22 protein-coding genes are annotated in these 24,357 nt (G+C 67.2%); 12 read left to right on the forward strand and 10 right to left on the reverse strand.

What is annotated here, in order from left to right:
- The first annotated feature begins 266 nt into the window (after nucleotides 1-266).
- The 3 genes from AU185_RS04645 to AU185_RS04655 all read left to right on the forward strand — a co-directional run bounded on the left by AU185_RS04645 (nucleotide 267) and on the right by AU185_RS04655 (nucleotide 3,808).
- A complete protein-coding gene (locus AU185_RS04645; RefSeq protein WP_059102337.1) occupies nucleotides 267-1,226 on the forward strand; it encodes an esterase family protein in 960 nt (319 codons plus the stop codon).
- Nucleotides 1,227-1,292: 66 nt separating this feature from the next.
- Entirely contained in the window at nucleotides 1,293-2,852 is a 1,560-nt protein-coding gene (locus AU185_RS04650) for a class I adenylate-forming enzyme family protein (RefSeq protein ID WP_156425397.1), read from the forward strand.
- Nucleotides 2,849-3,808 (forward strand): haloalkane dehalogenase, encoded by a 960-nt coding sequence (locus AU185_RS04655; RefSeq protein ID WP_059102261.1) that lies wholly within the window; start codon nucleotides 2,849-2,851, stop codon nucleotides 3,806-3,808. The genes AU185_RS04650 and AU185_RS04655 overlap by 4 nt, the downstream gene beginning before the upstream one ends.
- On the opposite strand, the gene AU185_RS04660 is transcribed toward AU185_RS04655, so the two are convergent.
- The gene (locus AU185_RS04660; RefSeq protein ID WP_156425403.1) at nucleotides 3,809-4,942 is read right to left on the reverse strand and encodes an acyl-CoA dehydrogenase family protein; all 1,134 of its coding nucleotides are present in this window, start codon (nucleotides 4,940-4,942) and stop codon (nucleotides 3,809-3,811) included.
- A gap of 155 nt (nucleotides 4,943-5,097) precedes the next feature.
- On the opposite strand from AU185_RS04660, the gene AU185_RS04665 reads away from it, so the two are divergent.
- Nucleotides 5,098-6,261 (forward strand): NAD(P)/FAD-dependent oxidoreductase, encoded by a 1,164-nt coding sequence (locus AU185_RS04665; RefSeq protein WP_059102263.1) that lies wholly within the window; start codon nucleotides 5,098-5,100, stop codon nucleotides 6,259-6,261.
- Nucleotides 6,258-7,148, forward strand: a complete 891-nt coding sequence (locus AU185_RS04670) for an RNA polymerase sigma-70 factor (protein ID WP_082683741.1) — start codon at nucleotides 6,258-6,260, stop codon at nucleotides 7,146-7,148. The genes AU185_RS04665 and AU185_RS04670 overlap by 4 nt, the downstream gene beginning before the upstream one ends.
- 69 nt (nucleotides 7,149-7,217) lie before the next feature.
- On the opposite strand, the gene AU185_RS04675 is transcribed toward AU185_RS04670, so the two are convergent.
- The gene (locus AU185_RS04675; RefSeq protein WP_059102265.1) at nucleotides 7,218-8,123 is read right to left on the reverse strand and encodes a universal stress protein; all 906 of its coding nucleotides are present in this window, start codon (nucleotides 8,121-8,123) and stop codon (nucleotides 7,218-7,220) included.
- A 271-nt stretch (nucleotides 8,124-8,394) separates the two neighbouring features.
- Nucleotides 8,395-8,937, reverse strand: coding sequence for an NlpC/P60 family peptidoglycan-binding protein RipD (ripD, locus tag AU185_RS04680; RefSeq protein WP_059102266.1), 543 nt, complete (start codon nucleotides 8,935-8,937; stop codon nucleotides 8,395-8,397).
- Nucleotides 8,938-9,098: 161 nt separating this feature from the next.
- Here ripD and lhgD point away from each other — a divergent pair, with 161 nt between their 5' ends.
- Entirely contained in the window at nucleotides 9,099-10,322 is a 1,224-nt protein-coding gene (gene lhgD / locus AU185_RS04685) for an L-2-hydroxyglutarate dehydrogenase (RefSeq protein WP_059102267.1), read from the forward strand.
- Here lhgD and AU185_RS04690 read toward each other — a convergent pair.
- Entirely contained in the window at nucleotides 10,291-10,968 is a 678-nt protein-coding gene (locus AU185_RS04690) for a class I SAM-dependent methyltransferase (protein ID WP_059102268.1), read from the reverse strand. The two genes, lhgD and AU185_RS04690, sit on opposite strands and share 32 nt — an antisense overlap.
- Nucleotides 10,969-11,041: 73 nt before the next feature.
- Here AU185_RS04690 and AU185_RS04695 point away from each other — a divergent pair, with 73 nt between their 5' ends.
- Nucleotides 11,042-11,896: a helix-turn-helix transcriptional regulator gene (locus AU185_RS04695; protein ID WP_059102269.1), complete on the forward strand. Its 855-nt coding sequence runs from the start codon at nucleotides 11,042-11,044 to the stop codon at nucleotides 11,894-11,896.
- A 41-nt stretch (nucleotides 11,897-11,937) separates the two neighbouring features.
- Nucleotides 11,938-14,235: an isocitrate lyase ICL2 gene (aceA, locus tag AU185_RS04700; protein ID WP_059102270.1), complete on the forward strand. Its 2,298-nt coding sequence runs from the start codon at nucleotides 11,938-11,940 to the stop codon at nucleotides 14,233-14,235.
- Nucleotides 14,236-14,243: 8 nt separating this feature from the next.
- Here aceA and AU185_RS04705 read toward each other — a convergent pair whose 3' ends face one another.
- The 5 genes from AU185_RS04705 to AU185_RS04725 form a co-directional block, all read right to left on the reverse strand.
- Nucleotides 14,244-15,593, reverse strand: a complete 1,350-nt coding sequence (locus tag AU185_RS04705; RefSeq protein WP_231740460.1) for an aldehyde dehydrogenase family protein — start codon at nucleotides 15,591-15,593, stop codon at nucleotides 14,244-14,246.
- A 90-nt stretch (nucleotides 15,594-15,683) separates the two neighbouring features.
- Entirely contained in the window at nucleotides 15,684-16,115 is a 432-nt protein-coding gene (locus AU185_RS04710) for a type II toxin-antitoxin system Rv0910 family toxin (RefSeq protein WP_059102271.1), read from the reverse strand.
- Between the two features lie 18 nt (nucleotides 16,116-16,133).
- Nucleotides 16,134-17,483, reverse strand: coding sequence for a sensor histidine kinase (locus AU185_RS04715; protein ID WP_059102272.1), 1,350 nt, complete (start codon nucleotides 17,481-17,483; stop codon nucleotides 16,134-16,136).
- Nucleotides 17,483-18,175: an Rv0518 family GDSL lipase gene (locus AU185_RS04720; protein ID WP_059102339.1), complete on the reverse strand. Its 693-nt coding sequence runs from the start codon at nucleotides 18,173-18,175 to the stop codon at nucleotides 17,483-17,485. Before AU185_RS04720 ends, AU185_RS04715 begins: the two co-directional genes overlap by 1 nt.
- Before the next feature lie 50 nt (nucleotides 18,176-18,225).
- Entirely contained in the window at nucleotides 18,226-19,437 is a 1,212-nt protein-coding gene (locus tag AU185_RS04725; protein ID WP_059102273.1) for an acyltransferase family protein, read from the reverse strand.
- Between the two features lie 304 nt (nucleotides 19,438-19,741).
- Here AU185_RS04725 and AU185_RS04730 point away from each other — a divergent pair, with 304 nt between their 5' ends.
- From AU185_RS04730 to AU185_RS04745, 4 genes are read left to right on the forward strand one after another with little or no spacing between them, the layout of a single operon-like run.
- A complete protein-coding gene (locus AU185_RS04730; protein WP_059102274.1) occupies nucleotides 19,742-20,197 on the forward strand; it encodes a Fur family transcriptional regulator in 456 nt (151 codons plus the stop codon).
- A 33-nt stretch (nucleotides 20,198-20,230) separates the two neighbouring features.
- Nucleotides 20,231-22,474 carry a catalase/peroxidase HPI gene (gene katG, locus AU185_RS04735; protein WP_059102275.1) on the forward strand — a complete coding sequence of 748 codons (2,244 nt, stop codon included), beginning with the start codon at nucleotides 20,231-20,233 and terminating at the stop codon, nucleotides 22,472-22,474.
- Nucleotides 22,475-22,527: 53 nt separating this feature from the next.
- Nucleotides 22,528-23,271, forward strand: a complete 744-nt coding sequence (locus AU185_RS04740) for a glutamine amidotransferase (RefSeq protein WP_156425398.1) — start codon at nucleotides 22,528-22,530, stop codon at nucleotides 23,269-23,271.
- 43 nt (nucleotides 23,272-23,314) lie between these two features.
- On the forward strand, nucleotides 23,315-23,968 hold the full coding sequence (locus tag AU185_RS04745) for an alpha/beta hydrolase family protein (RefSeq protein ID WP_059102276.1): 654 nt from the start codon (nucleotides 23,315-23,317) through the stop codon (nucleotides 23,966-23,968).
- Here the strand turns inward: AU185_RS04745 and AU185_RS04750 are convergent, their stop codons facing one another.
- Nucleotides 23,969-24,355 (reverse strand): hypothetical protein, encoded by a 387-nt coding sequence (locus AU185_RS04750; RefSeq protein WP_059102277.1) that lies wholly within the window; start codon nucleotides 24,353-24,355, stop codon nucleotides 23,969-23,971.
- Between the last annotated feature and the right edge of the window lie 2 nt (nucleotides 24,356-24,357).

The raw sequence follows: 24,357 nt of genomic DNA on the forward strand, positions 1-24,357 counted from the left end.
CTCGGCACCGACGCTATTCGCTGCGTCGGCGCGCCGCAGAAAGTCGGCGATTACCGATTGGTGACGCTCACGGCGCTGCAATCGACGGTTTCGTAACGCGGTGGTGCCCGGTGCCGACAAACAGTCAGCAGCGGTTGCGCGGCGGGTTCTCCCCATATCCGGCAGGTGTGAAGCAGCAGCATCTACTCGGCAGCCGGCCACCGGCGCCGGTCGGCCACATCCGCAACGACCGCTCGGCGGTATCCCTCAACAGGAAAGTCCAGGCGATGACATTGCTACACAGTTGGGTGCGCCGGTTGATGGCCGGCGCCACGGTGGCCCTGATGATTCCGGCCCTGGTCGCGGTGGCGGGCGGATCGTCCACCGCCGCGGCGTACTCGCGACCGGGTCTGCCGGTCGAGACGCTCATGGTCCCGTCGGCCGCGATGGGCCGCGACATTCCGGTCAAATTCCAGGGAGGTGGCACCCATGCGGTGTATCTGCTCGACGGATTGCGCGCCCGTGACGACAACAGCGGCTGGGACATCGAGACGGCGGCGTTCGAGAACTATTTCGAGTCGGGGCTCTCGGTGGTGATGCCGGTCGGCGGCATGTCGAGTTTCTACACCAACTGGCAGAGTCCGGCGGTGGGCAACGGCGGCACCTACACCTATCAGTGGGAGACGTTCCTCACCTCCGAGTTGCCGGCGTATCTGGCCGCCAACAAGGGCATTTCGTCTAGCGGTAACGCCGTCGTGGGTCTGTCGATGTCGGGTAGTGCGGCGCTGATCCTGGCCGCCTACCACCCGGGTCAGTTCCGCTATGCGGCATCGCTGTCGGGCTTTCTGAACCTGTCCGACGGCGTCTGGCCGCTGCTGGTCGGCGTCGCGATGCGCGACGCGGGAGGGTTCAGCGCCACCGCGATGTGGGGCCCGCCCGGCGGACCGGCGTGGCAGCGCAACGACCCGACGGTCAACGTCGGCCGGTTGGTGAGCAACGGCACCCGCATCTGGGTGTACTGCGGCAACGGCGTCCCGTCGGAACTCGGCGGCGGCGGGGACATCGCCGGCCAGTTCCTCGAGACCATCACCCTGGACAGCAACAAGAATTTCCAGCAGGCCTACGAGGCCGCGGGCGGAAGCAACGGCACGTTCAACTTCCCGGCCAACGGCACCCACGGGTGGGGCTACTGGGGTTCGCAGCTGAACGCGATGAAGGGCGACATCCAGGCCACGCTGGGCGCCTGAGGTCCGCAGACGTCGCTGGGCGGCCGCCTCGTGCGGTCGCCCGGTGTCGTCGGAGACAATCGCTGCGTGACACAGCAGCCACGCCCGACCGTTCCCGCGCTCCTCGACCACGCCTGCGACGAGTTCGGCGAGCAGCTCTATCTGATCACCCCGGCGGATCGGCTCACCTACCGCGAGGCGCAGCAGCGCTCGGCGCGGCGTGCGCAATGGCTGCTGCGCGAGGGCGTCGGCAAGGGCACCCGCGTCGGGCTGTTCTTCCCGAACGGGGTCGACTGGGTCATCTGGTGGCTGGCGGTGTCACGTATCGGCGCGCTGGCCGTGCCCCTGAGCACGCTCTACACCCCGGCGGAGATCGCCAAAGTGGCACGGCTGGCCGACATCGCGGTGCTCATCGCTCCCAGCCGGGTACTGACCATCGATGTCGCCGAGCGTTTCGAGGCGGCCTGGCGCGAGTTGGCAGCCCAGCCGGCCGGGCGGCTGGGCCTGGCGGCCGCGCCGTACTTGCGCCGCATCGTGTTCGTCGACGATCCGGTTCCCGACTGGGCCACCCGGTGGGACGACGATGCCGAGGGTGTCACCGCCGAACTGCTGAGCGCCGCCGAGGCCGAGGTCTCCCCCGCCGATCTCGCTGTCGTCATCCACACCTCGGGCTCGACCGCGGACCCGAAAGGCGTCGTGCACACCCACGGCACGCTGGTGCGGCAGACGTCGACGTGGCCGAGCGCGATCCGCGCGGTGGCGAAAAGCGAAGGGCCGACACGGATCCTGTGTGCGATGCCGTTCTTCTGGGTCGGCGGGCTGCTCGCCGCCACCGGGGCGTTGCACGAACCCGTCACCGTGCTCGCGATGCCACGCCTGGACGCCGAGACCGCGCTGGACCTGATCGAACGGGAGCGGGCCGCCGGCGTCGTCGGATGGCCGGCGTTCACCCAGCGGTTGCGTGAGCACCCGAGCTTCGGCGACCGCGATCTGAGCAGTGCGCCGATGCTGCGCGACGGGCCGCTCGACATCGCGATGGTCGATGTGCCCGACGGATTTCCCGTGCACCGCACCATGTCCGAGACGGCGGGCGGCTTCGCGTTCACCGACATGCGTATCGTCGACGAGGACGGCAACGACGTCGCCGACGGGGCGGTCGGCGAACTGCTCGTCCGCGGCATCGGCGTGATGGCGGGCTACAACAAACGGGAGCGGTGGGAGACGTTCGACGCAAACGGTTGGTACCACACCGGTGACCGCGTCTACCGCCGCAACGGGGACCCGCGACTGTTCTACGTGGGACGGACCACCGAGCTGATCAAGGCCGCGGGCGCCAACGTGTCGCCACTCGAGGTCGAGGCCGTCATCGGCGAATTCCCCGACGTCGCGCAGTGTCTCGTGCTCGGCATCGACGATCCCACGCGTGGCGAGGAAGTCTGTGCGGTCGTCGTGCCCGTCGGCGCCGGCATCGATGTCGATTCGCTGGCCGCCTACACCCGCGCGCACCTGTCGGCCTACAAGGTGCCGACCCGCTGGGTTTCGGTGACCAGTGAGCAGGTTCCGACGCTGCCCAGCGGAAAGTTCGACCGAAAGACGCTGCGCGCCATGGTAGTCGACGGTCTCCTCGACTCCACGGTGATCCGATGACCGTGATCAGAACCCCGGACGAGCGCTTCGCGGTGCTGCCCGACTATCCGTTCGAGCCCCGCTACGTCGATGTCGAATCGCGCGGAGTCAGCCCACTGCGAATGCATTACGTCGATGCAGGCCCCGCCGAGGCGCCCGTCGTCGTCCTGCTCCACGGGCAGCCCACCTGGTCGTATCTCTACCGGCACGTCATCGGCGTGCTGCTCGCCGCTGGGCTTCGGGTGATTGCGCCGGACCACATCGGCTACGGCCGGTCCGACAAACTGACCGACCCGACGGACTACACGTTCGACCGGCACATCGACTGGTTGCACAGCGCGATCACCCGACTGGATCTCTCGGATGTCACGTTGGTCGTGCAGGACTGGGGCGGACCCATCGGGCTCAGCGTGCTGGCACGCGACCCCGACCGATTCGCGCGCGTCGTCGCGACGAACACCATCCTGCACACGTGCGAACCCGACCTCGCGGGGAAGCTGGAGTGGCCGCACCACGCGCTCGGTGACGGACAGGTCATCCACCAGGAGACTCTGCTCGACTATGTGGCGTACTACCAACGCTCGCCGGAATTGGTCCCGAGCGTCTTCCTCGACGCGGTGGCCGGGCCGTTGAGCCCAGATGTCCTCGCCGCCTACGACGCACCGTTCCCCGACCGTAGGTTCACGGCCGGGCTGCGTCAGATGATCGCGTTGATCCCGTTGACGCGCAACGATCGCGGGGCTGCGATCGGACGCGCCACCATGGCCGCGCTGAGTGATTGGCGGCGGCCGTTCCTCACCGCGTACTCCGACGGCGATCCGGCAACGCGCGGTTGGGACAAGGTGTTCACCGACCACGTTCCCGGTGCGAAGGGCCAACCTCACACGACCGTGACAGGTGCCGGCCATTTCGTCCAGGAGCAACGGGGTGAGGAACTCGGTCGCATCATCGCCGAGTTCGTCACGCGCACCGGCTGATTACAGACCGAACTGGTCGTCGATGACGCCGAGCCAGATCTGGGCCGCGTCGATGGCCACCTTCTCGCTGATGAACGCGTGCTGGGTGCCGGTGTACATGTCGCGAAACGCTCGTTCCAGGCGGGTGCCCTCGCGAATCGAGCTGGTGCCCGCGACGAGATGCGCCCACTCCGCACATTGACGGGCCACGTCGGTGGCGTATACGGCGGCCACCCGCATGTCTGCGCGCAGGGCCGGGGTCAGATCCTCGCCCGCCGCGACAGCGCTTTCGGCCGTCTCGAAGGCGTCGAGCACCAGCAGCCGCGCCGCCCGCCAGGCAGCGACGTGGTGGGCCAGCCCCTTCTGGAAGGTCGGCCGACTGGCCAGCGACGCCATGTCGCTCATCCGGAACTTCGTCGCGGCAAGCTCTTGGACATCGTCGAGCATGCTCTTGGCCACCCCGAGTGCCCAGGACGCATGGCCGGCGGCGGTGACCGGCATCATCCCCATCCTCGTCGCGGGCGACGATCCGCGCAGCGGTTCGCGGGTGAACAACGCGAAAGTCCGTTCGGCCGGCACGAAGACGTCCTCGACGCTGTAGTCGTAGGAGCCCGTACCCTTGAGCCCCTGCACATGCCAGCCGTCGTTGAAGCTCACCTGCTCGCGCGGCAGCACCGCGACCTGCATGTCCGGCACACCTTCGCTGACCCAGCGCATCTCGCTGCCGTCCATCGGCAGGAAGCCCGCGGCGACATAGTGCGAATGCCCGATCCCCGACCCGAAGCTCCACGACCCGGTCAGCCGGTAACCGCCCGGTACGGCGGTGCCCTGACCATTGGGGAAGAACTGCCCGCCCATGGTCACGCGATTGTCGTGTGCGGTGAACACCTCGGCGAATCCCGCGTCGGGCAGGTAGGCGGCCGCGGCGAACGACGACGGCAGGTTGGCGATCCCGATCCACCCGAACGATCCGTCCTGCCATGCCATTTCGATCCAGGTCTCGATCATCTCGGCGAAGGACGGTTCCACCCCGCCTGCGGGTGCCGGATTGAACGCCGTCATCAGACCGGTATCCCACATCGCCTCGACGATCGCCGGGCTCAGCGTGCGCAGCCGCTCCGACTCCCCGGCTTCGCCCTGTACGGTCTCGCGCATGGTGCGGACCCGCCCCGCGATGCTCTCGGCGGATTCCAGTGTCGACGTCACCCGTCCTCTTTATCAGAAGGCCGCGTCAAAGCGCCGACATGTCACAAATCGGGTGCCTGCATACGTCTTGGGGTTGTCAATCACCGAACAAGGAAGGCAGCACCATGTACGAGATCGTGATCCTGGGCGGCGGCTACACCGGTATGGCGGCGGCGACCGGGCTGGCCGGGCGCCTGAAGCGCCGCGACGACGTGCGCGTCACGCTGGTCAACGCGCAGGCCCGGTTCACCGAACGGCTCCGTCTGCACCAGGTCGCCTCCGGACAGCGATTGAACGACCTGCAGATTCCGGACCAGCTCGCGGGCACCGGTGTCGAATTCGTCCAGGGCTGGGTGACCGGCTTCGATGCGCAGGCGCGGACCGTTCGGGTCGATGACGCGACGACGCTGCGCTACGACACCCTGGTCTTCGCGCTGGGCTCCGTCGCCGACACCGTCAGGGTGCCCGGGGTCGACGAGTTCGCTTACACCCTCAACAGCGCGCAGGACGCCCAGCTGCTCGCCGACCAGCTGGCTCGGCTCGGGGATGACGGCACGGTAGTGGTCGCTGGCGGCGGACTGACCGGCATCGAGGCAGCCGCCGAGATCGCTGAACAGCACCCCGGACTCGACGTTGTCCTGTTGAGCCGGCAGGAACCCGGCTCGATGATGGGCGCCCGCGCACAGGTGCGCCTGCATGCTGGTCTTGAGCGGCTCGGAGTTCGGGTTCGAGCCGGAGTCGACGTCGTCAAGGTGATGTCGGACGGCGTCGCGCTCGGCGACGGTGAGGTCATCACCGCACAGGCGGTCCTATGGACGGCGGGCGTGCGCGTCTCCCTGGTCGCGGCGGCGGGCGGGTTGGCCGTGGACGACCATGGTCGCATCGTCACCGACGAGTCGCTGCGGTCGATCACGCACCCGAACGTCTACGCCGTCGGCGACGCGGCCGCAGTTCGCCAGGGCTACGGCGTCATCCACGGCACCTGCCAAAGCGGCATCCCCACCGCGATGCACGTCGCCGCCTCCATCGCCCGGGAGCTGAAAGGCAAGCAGCCCAGGCGGTTCCGCTTCGGCTACATTCACCAGCCGGTGAGCCTGGGCCGTAACGACGCGGTGATCCAGTTCACCCACGCCGATGACACGCCGGGCCGGTTCTACTTGGCCGGCCGAATGGGGGCGGCGTACAAAGAGACGGTGAGCTCGAGCCCGTGGTCGACCTATCGGTTGGTGAAACTGATTCCGGCACTCGGCGCTGCGATGTGGCGCCGCGGCGGCAGGGCCACCCGGTGAACGATCAGCAGACATTCGCCGACCACCGGAACCTGTTGTTCGCGATCGCTTACCGCATCCTCGGCTCGGCCGCCGACGCCGAGGATGTGGTGCAGGACGCGTGGTTCAGGTGGTCGGCCGACGATCGCGCAATGGTCTCCGATCCCAAGGCCTATCTTTCCCGCATCGCCTCCAACCTGTCGATGGACCGGCTGCGTGCAACGCAGCGTCAGCGCGAAACGTACGTCGGGCCGTGGCTTCCAGAGCCGATCCTGACCGAATCCGACGCCTCCGACGACGTTGTCGCCGTCGATTCGGTATCGATGGCGATGCTCGTTGTGCTCGAGACCCTCAGCCCGCTGGAACGCGCGGTGTTCGTGCTCAAAGAGGCATTCGACTTCAGCTACCGCGAAATCGCCGAAGCCGTGGAGCGTTCCGAGTCCGCGGTGCGGCAGGCCGCGCATCGCGCTCGCGGACACGTGCAGGCCCGCAGGCCGCGATTCGAGGCCGACCGGTCCAAGAAGCGGCAGGCCACCGAGCGGTTCTTCGCCGCGAGCGTGGGTGGTGATATCAATGCGCTGATGGAGCTACTCGCGCCTGAGGTTACGTTGTGGACCGACGGCGGTGGCAAGGTCCGCCAGGCGATGCGCCCCTTGATCGGTGCAGAAAAGGTCGCACGCTGGATCGCCGGAACGGTTCAACGCCCGTACGAAGGCGTCGAAATCAGCGATATGACAGCGGAAGTCGTGGAGATCAACGGTGCGCCCGGGATCGTGCTGCGCGGCGCCGGCCGCGTGCTCGCCACTCTCACCGTCGATCTCGACGACACCGGCCGTATTGCGGTAATCCACAACATCGCCAATCCCGACAAGCTGCATGCCGTCGCCGACGGGGTTCGCAGGCTCTAAGCTGATACCGAAAGCACCTGTCCGCCAAGGGTAATCCGAGGCTAGCGGCCGCCCTACCGCCGCGCGCTGTCAGTGCACCAGCAGAACGTGGGTCGGGGTCCTGCGCGTCACCTGCTCGCTGATGGACCCGATGAGTTGCGACATCCGGCCCGTGAGCTGGTGGTTGCCCATCACTATGAGGTCGGCACCCGTCTTGTCGGCGACCTTGAGCAGACCCTTCATCGGGTCGCCCGCCACGATCACGCGCTCGGCCACCCGGGCACCGAGCGCCCGGGCGTGGCGCTCGGCGTCCTTCAGCACGGACTCGATCGAGAAAGAGCCCTGAACCAAGTAGCTCTCGTCGTCGAGGGCATTGATGGCGTTCTCCAGCGTGGGTCGGAAGAGTTCCTCGTAGGCTCCGAAGAGGATCAGGTCGGCGTCGAAATCGACGGAGAGCTTGGCCGCCCTGTCCAGCGCGGCCCTCGATCGCGGGGTGTCGTGCACGCCGACGAGGACCGTGCGGCGGTAACTTGACGGCCGCCTCCGCAGGCGGACGCGCCAGCGCTGAGAGGTGGTCTGCACGACGAAGACGTCGCACTCGGCCTCCCGGACGACCCCGCCCGGGACAGAGCCCAGCAATCGGCCACTCAGCGTTGCCAGCCCGTGGCTACCCACCATGAGCACGGGCGCCTGGTGCTCCCGCACGGCGTTGACCAGCACTGTCACCGGATCGCCCGCGACCGCATGCGTCTCGGCGTTGTCAACTCCGAACGCCTCGCATATCTCCAGGGCGCGCTTGAGGGCCAACTCGGCCGGACCAGGGCCGGCTTCCAGGTAGGAACCGCTTTCATGCGGCCGACGCTCTCCGGCGCCGTAGGCAGCGACGAGGACGAGCCGAGCCGCCGTCTCGGTACTCAGTGACGCCGCGAGCTCAACGGTGCGGCGGCCGCTGGCGCTGTCATGTACGCCGACAACGACCTTCTCGTATGTGGGCATCGTTCCGCCATTCCCTCGGACGTCCGCGGTCAGCAGCCGCTGTGCAGTGGACGTCTTGCTGGTATCGATGCTCCTCCGCGCGATGCATCACCGCAACGGAATCGGCGAAACCGTCAAATGCCTGGTAGGCAGGTGAATTCGGCTGATGCGGTCCGAGGCCGTCATCTTTGGAGACTGCGCGTACCACGCGGTCGTCGACTGCGGACTTCTATGCTTCCGGGTGGAGAAGCGTGGCAGTTGCGTAGCGTGACATAGCGTCGAGGCCTGCCTCTCACTTGATGATGCGAACCAGGTACGGCGCCATGTTGTTGGTGCGCACTGCCGAGACGGTGACAGCAGGCTCGGTGGCCTCCAGCATCTGCCCGTTGCCGAGGTACAGCGCGACGCTCTGGTTTCCGTTGGGGCCGTAGAAGATCAAATCGCCGGGCAACGCCTCCGACGGCAACACCTTCTGTCCGACGGTGTACTGCGCGCCCGACGACCGCGGCAGCTTCACCCCGATGCCGGCGAAGGAATAGACCATCAGACCGGAGGCGTCGAAACCGACGGTGCTGACTGCCGGGTTGAGGCCGACGACGTGACCCTCGCGGTCGAGCCCTGCGACGTTCTCGGCCGTGCCACTACCTTTGGTCGGTCCGTTCGCATCTCCCCCGCCGTAGGAGAACGGGACACCGCGCTGCGCCAGGCCGCGGGCGATGACGGAGTCAACCGCCTGCTGGTTGGCCGCGGACCGCGGGGACGGTGCGGCGGCGGCTACCCCGGGAATGGTCACCAACAGGGCGACACCGATCACCAAGGCGTAGATGCGTCTCATGGTTCGTTGCTCTTTCTCGACTGCGCATACCGATGGCGCTGTATCACTTGTACCGTCTGGACCTTCGAAGCTGCCAATTCGCGCCTGGCTCAAAGTCAATGAGATGCAGTACCGTAACCGAACAGTGATTACTCCCCTCCGATGCCCGTGCTGGACCAGCGATGAGTGAACGCGTCGCAGTGGTCGGCGGCGGCATCCTCGGCGTCGCAGTGGCCCGCGAGATCCTGCGGCGCAGCCCGGACTGCGGGGTGACGCTGTTCGAGAAGGAAGACCGCCTCGCGAAACACCAGACCGGGCGCAACAGCGGGGTGGTGCACGCGGGTCTGTACTACCCACCCGGTTCGCAGAAGGCGGTGCTCTGTCGTCGCGGGGTGAAACTCCTCGAGGCATTCTGCGCCGAGCGCGGGATCCGCCGGATCGCTTGCGGCAAGGTGTTGGTGGCGCTCACCGACGAAGAGCGGGCGCGGCTTGCCGACATCGAGCAGCGGGCGTTGGCCAACGGCGTTCCAGGGGTGCGGATCATCGGCGCCGAGGAGCTGAACGAGCTCGAGCCCAACGTGCGGGGAGTCGCCGCCCTGTACTCACCCTCGACCTCGATCGTCGACTACGCCGAGGTGACAAGGGCACTTGCCGCCGATGCGATCGACGCGGGCGCGAAAGTGCTTCTGCAACAGCAGATAACGGGGATGCGGCCGGGCAGTGCCGAAGTGGTTGTCAGCGCCCGTACGGCCGCCGGCGACGAGGAGGCCGCGTTCGACCGGGTCGTCGTGTGTGGCGGTCTGCAGAGTGACCGGCTCGCCGAGTTGGCCGGTGACGGCTCCGATCCGGTGATCATGCCGTTCCGCGGCGAGTACTATGCGTTGAAACCACACCGGCGCGATCTCGTCAACGGATTGGTCTATCCCGTGCCGGACCCGCGCTATCCCTTCCTCGGTGTCCACATCACCCCACGGGTGGACGGTGAGGTGCTGATCGGACCCAACGCCGTGCTGGCACTGGCGCGCGAGGGCTACTCGTGGCGCACGGTGTCGATGCGGGATGCGGCTGAAATCGCGCGAGCGCCTGCCTTCTGGCGCTTCGCCCGGCGGCACTGGCGCACGGGGATCCGCGAGGTGGCGGGTTCCTTGTCCAGGCGGCGGTTCATCACGGCCGCGAGGGCCTATGTGCCCGCATTGCGTGACGACGACGTGGTGCCCGGCACCGCGGGGGTGCGGGCCCAAGCCCTCGACGCCGACGGCGGGCTCGTCGACGACTTCCGGATCAGCATCCGCGATCGCGTTGTCCTACTCCGTAATGCGCCGTCTCCGGCCGCGACGTCCGCGCTGGCGATCGCCGAACACATCGTCGCCAGGCTCACGCCGGGCGAACAGCCCGGTAATAGGTGAGCCTGCCGACGAAGCGATGCCGTTGAGTGTCGACCTCGCTGCAATCGAAGCCGACGCTGCGCAACAGCCGCGGAATCGCGTCGCCGAGATTGCCCGCGACATGCGAGCTGCGGAGCATGCGTCGTGCCGCAAGCCCGTCGTCGGCGGTCATGTCGCCTCCGACGTCGACGAGGTACAGCCTGCCGCCGGGCCGCAGGACGCGGAAGATCTCGCGTGCGGCTTCGCTTTTCACATCGCCACCGAGATGGTGCCACATCATCGACGACAGCACCCGGTCGAACTCGCCTTCGGCATACGGGAGCTTCTGGACGTAGCCGCGCTCGAACCGAATTCCGGTCAATCCGCGGGCCTTTCGTTGAGCACGGGTAAGCGCTCGCGGGTCGGGATCGCAGCCGACGGCCGTAAGGGCCGGATAGCGGCGCTTCGCGCGGATACTGACATTTCCCGTCCCGCAACCGACTTCGAGCACCGACCTCGCGGCCGCGAGTTCGGCCCGGCTGATCAGAGCGTCGTAGACCCTGTTCATCCCCAATAATCGGGTCAGCAGGTCGTAGCCCGGCAGAAATGCATCATGGCCCGCGGCGGGTAGATAGTCATGTCGGTTACCCATGGCACCGGCGACGGAGTTTGGATGATTTTCGGTCATGCTTCCATCGTGAACGCCTGCAGCCTAACTAAGTTAGGTGATATTTGTAGAAACTAGGACTATCTTTCGTCATATGGCGCTGGCATCCCGGTTGGTCAGGCATCGAAGTGGCGTACCGATGTACCAGTATCCGACCGGTCCGGACACACCCCCGGTCTCGGTGGTCCGCGCTGGCCGGGATGAGGTGCTCGAAAGGGGTCGCCACATCCACGACTTTCCCGCCTTGTGGTACGTCTCGTCGGCCGGGCTCGTCTATGTCGCGGCGGCCGGTGCGGTGCTCGATCCGAGCCGGGTGGACCGCTCCGGTGGCGATGTCGGAATCTTCTTCGACCCCGTGGCGCTGGGCGAGGACGGCGAGTCGCCGTGGCCGGCGTGGCGGGCGCATCCGCTGCTGTTTCCATTCCTGCACAGTGAGTCCGGCGGCCTGCTCGAACTACGGCTGCCTACCGCCCGCCGCGGCGCCTGGGACGCCGCGATCGGGTCGATCGAAGCCGAGCTGACGGAGCGGAAGGACGGCTACCGGCAGGCCGCACTCGCCCACCTCACGCTGCTGCTTATCGACCTCGCCCGCCTCGCCGTTGACGTCGTCGGCGACTTGCGTCACAGCGGCGAACCCGTGCTCGCCGAGGTGTTCGCGGTGATCGACCGGCGGCACAACACGCAGCTCTCGCTGCGCGACGTGGCCGCCGAGATCGGCATGACGCCCGGCCACCTGACCACGTTGGTGCGCCGGCGCACCGGGCGCACCGTGCAGGAGTGGATCATCGAACGGCGCATGGCTGAGAGCCGCCGGCTGCTGGCCGATACCGACCTGTCGATCCAGGAGGTGGCGCGTCGGGTCGGGATAGCGGACCCCGGCTACTTCTCCAGGCAGTTCCGCCGGGTACACGGCACCTCACCGCGCATCTGGCGCGGTCGTCCCGGCTGATAACGGCAGCGTCAGCCAAGCGGTCGCCGTAGGGTGAATTCATGGCCATCATCGAAACGGACGCCGCGCCTCAGACCCCGTTTGAGCAGGAGGTCGCTGCCACCCAGCGGTACTTCGACAGCCCGAGATTCGACGGGATCACCCGCCTGTACTCAGCGCGCCAAGTCGCTGAACAGCGCGGCACGATCGCCTCCGACTACATCGTCGCGCGTGAGGCCGCCACCGCGTTCTACGCGCGTCTTCGCGAACTGTTCGCGCAGAAGAAAAGCATCACCACGTTCGGCCCTTACTCGCCCGGGCAGGCCGTCACGATGAAACGAATGGGCATCGAGGGCATCTACCTCGGTGGCTGGGCGACGTCGGCTAAAGGGTCCACGACCGAGGACCCGGGACCCGACCTCGCCAGCTACCCCCTCAGCCAGGTGCCCGAGGAGGCTGCCGGTCTGGTCCGTGCGCTGCTCACCGCGGACCGCAACCAGCAGTACCTGCGGTTGCAAATGTCGGACAAGCAGCGCGACGCGACGCCTGCCGTCGACTTCCGCCCGTTCATCATCGCCGACGCCGACACCGGCCACGGCGGAGATCCACACGTGCGCAACCTGATTCGCCGATTTGTGGAGGCCGGGGTGCCCGGTTACCACATCGAGGACCAGCGCCCGGGTACCAAGAAGTGTGGCCACCAGGGTGGCAAGGTGCTCGTGCCGTCCGACGAGCAGATCAAACGGCTCAACACCGCCCGTTTCCAACTCGACATCATGAAGGTGCCCGGCATCATCGTCGCCCGCACGGATGCCGAGGCGGCCAACTTGATCGACAGCCGCGCCGACGAGCGCGACCAGCCGTTCCTGCTGGGCGTGACGAATCTGAAGGTGCCGTCGTACAAGTCCTGCTATCTGGCGATGATGCGTCGCTTCTACGAGGCGGGCGTCAGCGAACTCAACGGCCACCTGCTCTATGCGCTGCCCGAGGGTGAGTACGCGACCGCCAACGCGTGGCTGGACCGCCACGGTATCGGCGACGCCGTTGCCGAGGCGGCCTCGACGTACCACGACCGGCCGGACGGGGCCATCGACGAGATCTTCGACGAGGTCGAGTCGAAGTGCGTCGACGCCTGGCAGGTCGATGCCGGGCTGATGACCTATGGGGAGGCCGTCGCCGAGCTACTCGAGTTCCGCGAGAGTGAAGGCGAACAACTCGATATGAGTGTGACGGAGTGGCGCGATTTTGCCCGGCTCGCACCGTTGTACACCGCGCGCGAGAAGGCCAGGGAGCTCGGCGCGGCGGTCGGCTGGGACTGCGAACTCGCCAAGACCCCGGAGGGCTACTACCAGGTCCGCGGCGGCATCCCATACGCGATAGCCAAGTCGCTTGCCGCCGCGCCATTCGCCGACATCCTCTGGATGGAAACCAAGACCGCCGACCTCGCCGACGCGCGCGAGTTCGCCGAGGCGGTCCACGCCGTGTTCCCCGACCAGATGTTGGCCTACAACCTGTCGCCTTCCTTCAACTGGGACACCACCGGCATGACCGACGACGAGATGCGGGCGTTCCCAGTGGAACTCGGAAAGATGGGTTTCGTCTTCAACTTCATCACCTATGGCGGGCACCAGGTCGACGGCGTCGCATCCGAGGAGTTCGCCACCGCACTGCGACAGGACGGCATGCTCGCGCTAGCACGGCTGCAGCGCAAGATGCGGCTTGTCGAATCTCCTTACCGCACACCGCAAACGCTCGTCGGCGGCCCGCGAAGCGATGCTGCGCTGGCTGCGTCGTCGGGCCGCTTGGCGACCACCAAGGCGATGGGCAAGGGCTCGACCCAGCATCAGCATCTGGTGCAGACCGAGGTGCCGAAGAAGCTGCTCGAGGAGTGGCTGGCGCTGTGGGGCGAGCACTACAAACTCGATGAGAAGCTGCGGGTGCAGCTACGGCCGACGCGGCCCGGGTCGGACGTGCTCGAACTCGGGATCTACGGCGAGCGTGACGGCGAGGACGAGAAGCTCGCCAACGTGATCGTCGACCCGATCAAGGACCGGCACGGCCGCAGCATCCTGACGGTGCGTGACCAGAACACCTTCGCCGAGAAGCTGCGCCAGAAGCGGCTGATGAGCGTCGTGCACCTATGGCTGATTCACCGGTTCAAGGCCGAGATCGTCTACTACGTCACGCCGACCGAGGACAACATCTACCAAACCGAGAAGATGAAGTCGCACGGCATCTTCAGCGACGTTTACCAGGAGGTCGGGGAGATCATCGTGGCCGACGTCAACCAGCCGCGAATCGAGGAACTGCTGGCCTCCGACCGGGAGGCACTGGGCCGGTTGATCCGTAAGGAGGATTAGAGCGCGGCTCAGTTGCCCGGCGGTGACCAGTGCACGACCTTCATCACGGTCATCTCGTCGAGCAGTTCGGGTCCGAAGCCGAACCCGTTGCCGCTGGCGCGGCGCGGTTGCGACGCCCCGCCGGGTGCGCCCCCGAAGACGTCGTTGATCTTGACGGTGCCGACCGGCAACGCCCGCCAGGCCTGCTGCGCGTGGGCCATGTCGGGGGTCAGCACGGTGGCGGCCAACCCGTAGCGATCGTCGGCGGCCTCGCGCAGCGCGGTCTCGAAGTCGGGCACGACCCGCACCGGCGCGACCGGACCGAACGTCTCCTCCCGAAACACCCGCATGTCCGGTGTGCAGTCGGCCAGCACGGTGGGCGGGTAGAACGCGCCCGGGCCCGGTCGCGGTTCGCCGCCGATCAAAGCCCGCGCGCCGTTGGCGACCGCGTCGTCGACGTGGTCCTGCACCACCGCACGCTGCTGCCGATCGACCATCGGCCCGATCCGCTCGTCCCATCCGCGCGCTTCGTCGACCAAAGCGTCGAGGAAGGCGTCGGCCATCGAGCCGACCACGAAAACCCGCTCGACCGACACGCAGATCTGCCCGGCGTTCGCGTACGCGCCCAGCGCGGTCTGCTCGGCCGCCCACCGCGGATCCACTCCGGCGTCGACGATCAACGCGTCGTTGCCACCGTTCTCCAGCACCGTCTTGGCGCCGCGCTCCGCGCACGCCCGCGCGATCGCCCGGCCGGCCGCACTGCTGCCGACATGTGCCACCACGTCGACGTCCTGCGCCGAGGCCAGCTGGGCACCGACCGTTCCGTCGCCGTCGAGGATTTCCAACACACCGTCGGGAAGCTGTTCGGCCAGGAGTTCGGCGAACCGCCGACCGGTTGCCGGGCACCGCTCACTTGGCTTGTGCACCACCGTATTTCCGGTCACCAGCGCCGCGCCGAGCAGACCCGCCGCCACGGCTACCGGATCGTTCCACGGGGTCAGCACCGCCACGACACCGCGTGGTTCCGGGACCATCAGGTCGGTCGCGGCCCATGACCCGTGCAGGCTGCGCCCGCGGTGCACTGGACCGAGTTCGGCGTACTGCACCAACGTGCCCGCGCCGGCGTCGACTCCGCCCAACGCGTCGTCTCGCAGCTTGCCGGTCTCGCGTTCGTTGAGCTCGGCCAGTTCGGCTGCCGCTTCGCGGACCGCAGCGGCCGCTCGCGTCAGCGCGCCGGCCCGTTCTGCCGCGGGGGTACGCGCCCACGCCGGCGCGGCCTCATGCGCTCGCGCCACGGCTTCGGCACAGGCTGCGGGGTCGGTGACCGGAATCCGGGTCACCATGTCGCCGGTACGCGGGTCCAGAACAGTCAGATCCATGGTTTGGGACATCGAAGGGTGTTACCCGCTTCCCACAGGGTCAACCGCCGTCCGGCTCAACCCTCAGGCTCAAGCCCTCAGGCTCCAACCTCAAGCGTAAAGCTCCTCGAACTTGCGGATGGACCGGTCGATATCGCCCTTGACCGCCCGCGCGGCCGCCGATCCGATCGGCCCGAACAGCGGCGCGCCGCCGAGGTTGAGGGTGAGGGTGAAGGCGCTGCCCTTCTTCGTCGGAGCCACGGTCATCGTCAGCCCATACCTGGTGCCGCCGACGCCGTTTCCGGTCACCTCGATCAGCTGGGGCGGGTCGAACTTCTTGATGGTCCAGGTGACCCGGTTGCGCAGGCCTTTCGCGCCGGCCACTCCGACGATGGTGGTGCCTACCGACAGTTCGTCGGGCAACTCGCTTCGCCAGCCCTCGTGCATCACCAGCCAGTCACCCAGCGAGCTGAGGTCCGAGACGTGTTCCCACGCGTCCTGTGGGCTCAACGCCAATTCGCGCGACAACTCGAGTTTCGCCATCTTGGGATGCTAACCACCTCAGCTCGGCGCGGGCAGGCTCAGCACCAGCCGCGCGCCGCCCAGCGGGCTGGTTTCCATTGTCGCGGTTCCGCCGTGCAGCTCGGCCTGCTGGGCCACCAGCGCCAAGCCCAGTCCAGAACCGGAGCGTGCCGCGGTCGAGCCGCGCGAGAACCGTTCGAACACCGCGGCCCGTTCGTCCTCCGGTATCCCCGAGCCGTTGTCGTCGACGGTGATTCTCACGCCTTCGCCGGAACTGTCCGCGCCGAGCTGGATCTCGGTGGCGCCGCCGTGCTTGATCGCATTGGTGATCGCGTTGTCGACGACGAGCCGCAGCCCGGCCGGCAAGCCCAACATGAGCACCGTCGTCGACGAAGCCAGCGACACCCGCAGACCGGGATAGTTGCGCATCGCGTCGTGCGCGGCCCGGTCCAGCAGCTCGGTGATGTCGACGGGCACGAAGTCGTCGACGGTGGTCAACTGGCCCTGGGCCAGGCGTTCCAGTGCCGTGAGCATCGCCTCGACGCGGCTCTGGGTGCGCATCACGTCGGCGATCACCTCCTGGCGCTGCTCGTCGCGCATCTGCAATGTGGACAGCACCTCGAGATTGGTGCGCATCGCGGTCAGCGGGGTGCGTAGCTCGTGCGACGCCACCGCGGCGAAGTCGCGCGCCGATTCCAGCGCCGCTCTGGTGCGTTGCTGTTCGTCGCCGATACGGGCGAGCATCCCTTCGACCGCCTCGGCGATCTCGACGGCCTCCTGCACGCCGCGCACCTGAACCTCGTCGGGTTTCGACTGCGCGTTGATCGCGCGGGCCTGCTGGGCGAGCAGGCGGAACGGGTTGATCATGATCGACCACATCACCCAGCCGACGAGGACGGTGCCCACGATCACGCCGCCGCAGATCAGCAGCACCCGGCGGTGCAACTCGTCGATGCGGCGCTGGGTCTCGGCCAGCGGCGCGCCGACTGCGATCAACGCGTCACCGGCGGCGAATGTCCGCACCCGGTATTCGACGCCGTCGATGGTGGTGTCGGCGTAGCCGATGTCGAACTTCGGCAACACCACGTCCTCGGGTATGGAGACGGTGACGCCGTCAACCCGCGCGGTGCGCACCAGCCCGCCGTCCGGGATGGGTGGGTCGACGTCCACCTGCTGTGCGGTGCGCAGCAGCGTGCTGATGTCGCCCAGGCTGCTGACAGAGTCGAGGCGGCGGTCCAGTTGACTGTATTGGTCGTTGGTGACGCCGAACCACACCCATGCGCCCAGCGTGATCACTAGCGCCACCACCGACAGCGCCGCCACGATCACGATGATCCGAAGCGACAACACCCGCGTCAGCAGCTGGTACAGGCGTCCGCCGAGGACCATCAGATGCCGCGCGGCAGTTGCGCGCCGATGAGCGGCGCGATCTTCTCGGCCATATAGGTGTGGCCCGCATCGGTGGGGTGAACGCCGTCGGAGCCGATCAGCTCGGGTCTGTCGACGAACCAGCGCGCGGCGATCGGGTCGATGAACGTCGCACCCGCCAGCTCGGCCTGGTACTCGAGGGTGTCGCGGATGCGCATCACCTCAGCGGGGACGTCGGCTGTCGGCCACGGCGGCCCGATCACCAGCAGTCGCGCCGACGGTGCGATCCGACGCGCCAACTGGAATGTGCCGTAGATGAGGATCGACAGCTGGGTGGGATCGACACGCTGATCGTTGCGGGAACCGAAGAACACCACGAGGGTGTCGTCGGGCTTCACCGTGGCGGCGGTCAAATCCTCGAACAGGCTGCCGCGGTTACCGCGGGTGCCGTAGCCGGCCCCGCCTTCGGCACCGACGTCGGCCGTGGTGGCGACCCCTTGTCGAGCCAGGATCTGCCATGCCTGTGTCGGCCATCCTTTCGCGTCGAGCCCGCCTTCGTCGCTGCCGGTCGTGTACGAGTCACCGATCACCGCGATGCGATTGACCGCGAAGTTGAGCTCGACGATCTCTTTGTCGCGCAGTGGTTCCCGATGCTGGCATCCCGCGACGATCAAGAGTGCGAGCGACAGCACAATCGTCACCACGCGCCTCACCGCTCCAGCGTAGGGCTGCGACGACGCCAGCACCGCAGCGACTCGCGTGGTCATCCGGCGCGGGCCGAAAACACCTCTGCTCGTTCGCGCGGGTGCAACACGGTGTGCAACTTGCCATGGGTATCCGAACGCGTGGGGGCGCTCATCATGCCGCGCATCCATTTCCGGGCAGGCTCCTCGACGAAGTGGTACAGCATGACCGCGCCGATCAGCGCGGTGCCGAGCAAGGCAACCATTATCAACTTGCCCGTGAGGTCCGGCGACAGTTGCAGCTCGAATTGCGCCACCATCCAGTTCCAGGTGGTGTGCACCAGTTCATGGACCATGTACAGGCTGAACGACACGTGGCCCAGGTACACGATCGGCCGCAGCGACAGCAACCAGGGCAAGGTTCCCGACCCGATGGCCAGCGTGAACAGCAAGGGTACGAACAGCACATCGACCAGGCCTGCGCTGTCGGGGACCTTAGACAGCGGGTGGGCGTCGAGCAGGTAGAGGATGGCGACGATCGCACCGCCCAGCAGAACTGCGGCGTACCCCGCCGCACGCCGGGTCCGGTCGCTGGGTTGCAGCTTGCGGACTGCGGCACACACCAGCGCACCGGCGGTGAACTGCATGACGATCCGCGGCAGCCAACTCCACGGTGTGTAGAACAGCCCGGTGGCCAGCAGCAGCAGGATCGGCGGCATGGTGGCGACGAAGGCCAGCGCGATCAAGCCCCGCGCCCGTGTCGCTCGCGCGATCCGGAAGATCACCAGGATCAGCGCGCCGAACAGCAGATAGGCCAGCCATTCGGCGCTGATCGACCAGGCCGGGCCGTCCCAGCTGGACCCGTCGAAGAACGGCACGAACCACAATTGGACCATCAGCGCCTGGCGGATGTAGTTCGTGGCGGTCAGAGTGTCGGCCGCCGGCGACGGCACGTGGCCGATGTACAGGGTGAAGATGATCCACAACGCCGCCAGATGCATCGTCACCAGGTACACCGGCCATACGCGGGCCAGCCGCAACCAGAGAAAGCGCGCGGTGGCCCGCCACGAAAACGACGGCCCCATTCGATCGAGATAGTTCCACGTGAGCACGAACCCGCTGAGCATGAAGAACAGGTCCACGCCCTGCGCACCGCAGTTGAGCAGCGGCGCAAGCGCCGACCGGAAGCCCGGCACCGACTCCTCTAGAAGCGGCCGGAAGTGGAACAGCACCACCCACACGGCGGCGACGATGCGCAGGCCGGAAAGGGCTCTGATTTCGCCGGTGCGCACAACACTCTCTTCGCGGAAGTCCGTAGCTTCTCGTTCGGGTCTCGCCTGATGTCCACTCGCCGGGTGGTCCACTCCCCTGACCACAGACGGTCCCGACCCGGCAGCTTGGGAACAGTACCAGCCGCGCCGGTATCCGGAACAAGCGTGGAAACCCCGTGACACGGCCTCTGCGACATCGAAAAACGTTGGCGACGAGGCACTTCGGTCACTGCAGCAACGGTCCTGTCCGAATTTGCGACACGCCGCAGAAAGCCATGCCCAATCAAGTCTTGACTCATTCCAGATAACGCGGCATATTGACAGCGTGCCTTCCACGCCCGACTACGCGGACCGGCTGCGCGCGGCCGACCTTCGCGTGACTCGCCCGCGACTCGCGGTGCTCGAGGCGGTCTACGGCAACCCCCATTCGGACACCGAAACGATCTTCGGCGCGGTCCGCCTCGCTCTCCCGGACGTCTCCCGTCAGGCCGTCTACGACGTGCTTGCCGCGCTCACCACCGCTGGGTTGGTACGCCGGATCCAGCCCTCCGGTTCGGTGGCCCGATATGAGTCACGCGTCGGCGACAACCATCACCATGTCGTGTGCCGGTCGTGCGGCGTCATCGCCGACATCGACTGTGCCGTCGGCGAAGCGCCCTGCCTGACGCCGTCGGACCCCGACGGCGCGCTGGACGGCTTCGTGCTCGATGAGGCCGAGGTCATCTACTGGGGCCTGTGCCCGGACTGCTCGGCATCGCAAGTTTCCGGATCACGACCGTGATCGCAGCCCAAACAACCGATCGGAAGGAACGCTGTGTCTGATACCTCTGACGCTCGCCCGCCTCACGCCGACTCCAAGACGGCCAGCCACAGTGAGAGCGAGAACCCGGTTATCGATTCGCCGAAGCCGAAGACGCACGCTCCGCTGACGAACCGGGACTGGTGGCCCGAACAGGTCGACGTGTCGGTGCTGCACAAGCAGAACGAGAAGGGCAACCCGCTCGGCGAGGACTTCGACTACGCCGAGGAGTTCAAGAAACTCGACCTCGAGGCGTTCAAGCGGGACGTCGTCGAGTTGATCAACACGTCGCAAGATTGGTGGCCGGCCGACTACGGCAGCTATGCCGGTTTGTTCGTCCGCATGAGCTGGCACGCCGCGGGCACTTACCGCATCTTCGACGGCCGCGGTGGCGCCGGACAGGGTGCCCAGCGTTTCGCCCCCCTCAACAGCTGGCCGGACAACGCCAGCCTGGACAAGGCCCGCCGGTTGCTGTGGCCGATCAAGCAGAAGTACGGCAACAAGATCTCCTGGGCCGACCTGATCGCGTACGCCGGAGACGCCTCATTGGAGCAGTCGGGCTTCAAGACGATGGGTTTCGCGTTCGGCCGCGAGGACATCTGGGAGCCCGAGGAGATGCTGTGGGGCCAGGAAGACACCTGGCTGGGCACCGACAAGCGCTACGGCGGGACCAACGACAGTGACCGCCAGTTGGCCGAGCCCTACGGCGCGACCACGATGGGCCTGATCTACGTCAACCCGGAAGGCCCGGAAGGCAAGCCGGATCCGCTGGCCGCGGCGCACGACATCCGCGAGACGTTCGGCCGGATGGCGATGAACGACGAGGAGACCGCTGCGCTGATCGTCGGTGGTCACACGCTGGGCAAGACCCACGGCGCAGGTTCGGACGAAGGCATGGGGCCCGAGCCCGAGGGGGCCCCGATCGAACAGATGGGATTGGGCTGGAAGTGCCCGTTCGGCTCCGGCAAGGCAGGCGACACCGTCACCAGCGGGCTGGAGGTGGTCTGGACCCCGACTCCGACCAAGTGGGACAACAGTTACCTGCAGACCCTGTACGGCTACGAGTACGAGCTGACCAAGAGCCCCGCCGGCGCCTGGCAGTTCGAGGCCAAGGACGCCGAGGCGATCATTCCCGACCCGTTCGGCGGCCCGCCGCGCAAGCCGACCATGTTGGTCACCGACCTCTCGATGCGGGAGGACCCGATTTACGGCGAGATCACCCGCCGCTGGCTCGACCATCCCGAGGAGATGGACGAGGCGTTCGCCAAGGCGTGGTTCAAGCTGATGCATCGCGACATGGGCCCGATCAGCCGCTATCTCGGGCCGTGGATTCCCGAGCCGCAGCTGTGGCAGGACCCGGTTCCGCCGGTGGATCACGAACTGGTCGACGAGCAGGACATCGCGCAGCTCAAGTCGAAGCTGCTCGACTCCGGCCTGACGGTGCAGCAGCTGGTGAAGACGGCATGGTCGTCGGCATCGAGCTTCCGCGGCACCGATAAGCGGGGCGGCGCCAACGGCGCACGGATCCGGCTGGAGCCGCAGAAGAACTGGGAGGCCAACGAGCCGGCCGAGTTGGCACAGGTGCTGCCGGTGCTCGAGCGCATCCAGCAGGAGTTCAACTCCTCGGCCACCGGCGGCAAGAAGGTCTCGCTGGCCGACGTGATCGTGCTGGGTGGTTCGGCGGCGATCGAAAAGGCCGCCCGCGACGGTGGTTTCGAGATCGATGTGCACTTCGCGCCGGGTCGGACCGACGCCACGCAGGAGAACACCGACGTGGAGTCGTTCGCGGTGCTCGAACCGCGGGCGGACGGGTTCCGCAACTTCGTGCGGCCGGGCGAGAAGAATCCGTTGGAGCAGCTGCTGGTCGAGCGGGCTTACATGCTCGACCTGACGGCTCCGGAGTTGGCGGTGCTGATCGGCGGCCTGCGGGTGCTCAACGTCAACCACGGCGGCAGCAAGCACGGCGTGTTCACCGACAGGCCGGGCGTGCTGAGCAACGACTTCTTCGTCAACTTGGTCGATATGGGCACGGAGTGGAAGCCGTCGGAGACCGCCGAGAACGTCTACGAGGGTCGGGACCGTTCCTCCGGGGCGGCCAAGTGGACCGCCACCGCCAACGACCTGGTGTTCGGTTCGAACTCGGTGCTTCGTGGCATCGCCGAGGTCTACGCGCAGGACGACAGCAAGGACAAGTTCGTCGAGGACTTCGTCGCCGCCTGGGTGAAGGTCATGAACAACGATCGGTTCGAACTGGACTGAGCGCAATCGACGACGCGCGGCACCCCGCGGGCTCACCGAGTTCGCGGGGTGCCGTGCTGTCTAAGCCGTTCCTGCTGCTGTCGATCCGCGGCGAGGACGAAGCCGCCGACGAGGAGTATCGGGCGATGATGCGCTTCGCCGGCCTCGACACGTGCGGCATGCGGCGCATCCGGTTGACCCACGAGTCGTTGGGCCGCATCGACCTGACGGACTGGTCCGGCATCATCCTCGGCGGCGGCCCCTACAACGTCAGCGACACCGCCGAATCGAAGTCGGCGACGCAGCGGCGGGTCGAGTCCGAGTTGCTGGAGCTCATCGGCCGCATCGTCGACCACGATTTCCCCTTCCTCGGATGCTGTTACGGCGTCGGCACCCTCGGTACGGTCATCGGCGCGACAGTGGACCGGACACACCCGGAACCGGTCGGCGGGCTCACTGTGACCGTGACGCCCGCGGGCCGCGATAACGAGTTGTTCGCCGAGGTGCCCGACGTCTTCGACGCGTTCGGCGGGCACCGGGAGGGCGCGACCTCGCTTCCGCCGGACGTGGTGCGCCTCGCCTCGTCGCGGGACTGCCCGGTGCAGGCGTTTCGGGTCGGGGGTCACGTGTACGCCACGCAGTTTCATCCGGAACTGGACCTCGACGGCATGATCACTCGCATCGACGTCTACAAGAACCACGGCTACTTTCCGCCCGAGTCGGCTGAATCGCTGAAAGCGGCTGCCCGCCAGTGGGATGTCCGATATCCGCGAACCATCCTTCAACGATTCGTCGACAGGTATGCGCGTCGGCGGTGACAGGCACGGTTGGCCTCGCGGTTATCGGGGCACTCCGTAGTCCGTGCACACCGTCGAGTACTCCCCCGGCCGGTCCGCCGACGTCTTCGGCGACGCGTCCCAACCGACAGTCCTGATGTGGCACGGCGCGCAGACCGATTCGCGCGCCGCGATGCGACCGCTGGCCGAACGCTTGCACGAGCACGGCCCGGCCGTCGTGCTCGCCGACTGGGACTCGCACGCCGACGACCGCGGCCGGGCGGACCTGCTGGCGTCGGCCGGCTATGCGCGGGAACGCGCCGACGGTAAGCCGTTGGTACTTGTCGGCTGGTCGATGGGCGGGTTGGCGGCGGCGGGGCTGGCGATCCACGCCGGACAGTTCGGTGTGACCCACACCGTCTGCCTCGCAGGGGCATTCATGGTTGCCGACCCGATTTCCGGTGCCCGGCTGCCGGACCAATTGGACGGCGACCCGGTGTCGTTCACGCTGTTGCACGGCGAGCACGACGACGTCGTACCCGTCGAGGTGAGTCGCGGTTTCGCCGAGACGCTCTCGCGTAACGGCTGGCCGGTCGACTATGCGGTGGTGGCGGCGGATCACGGCTCGATCGCGGGCGCGACCTACGACCCGGCGGCGGACTGTTATCACCCGGCCTCCGACCCGACGACGCTCGAGGTCGCGGCCGACGTGGCGGCCCGGATCGCCGCTACGCTCTGATCACTCCGCAGTGTCGATTCGGTGGGCCCACCGCAGGTGGCCACCACCCATGTCGGCGCACACGAACGCCACGCCATCAGAGCCTTGAGCGGACAGATTTCGCTCCGGGCAGTCCATTGCGACGTTGTGCACACCGACCAGTGGGCCCGCGGGGGTCCAAACTCCGACCCTGTTGCAGACGAACGTCGCGCCGGTGGGGCCCAGCCCGTAGTTGAAGAACTTGCCCGGAGCACAAGGCGCTCCCTCTACGACGTTGCGCTCGACGTTGGGTACGCAGTCAGCGGAATAGCAGACCGCGGAGGCATTGGGCGCGAACACGATCGACGCGGCGACCGCCGTCAGGACCGTCGTCAGGACCGCCGTGCCGGCGGTGTGTGAGCACGCCATCT

The organism is Mycobacterium sp. GA-0227b, assembly GCF_001499855.1.
Lineage (GTDB): Bacteria > Actinomycetota > Actinomycetes > Mycobacteriales > Mycobacteriaceae > Mycobacterium.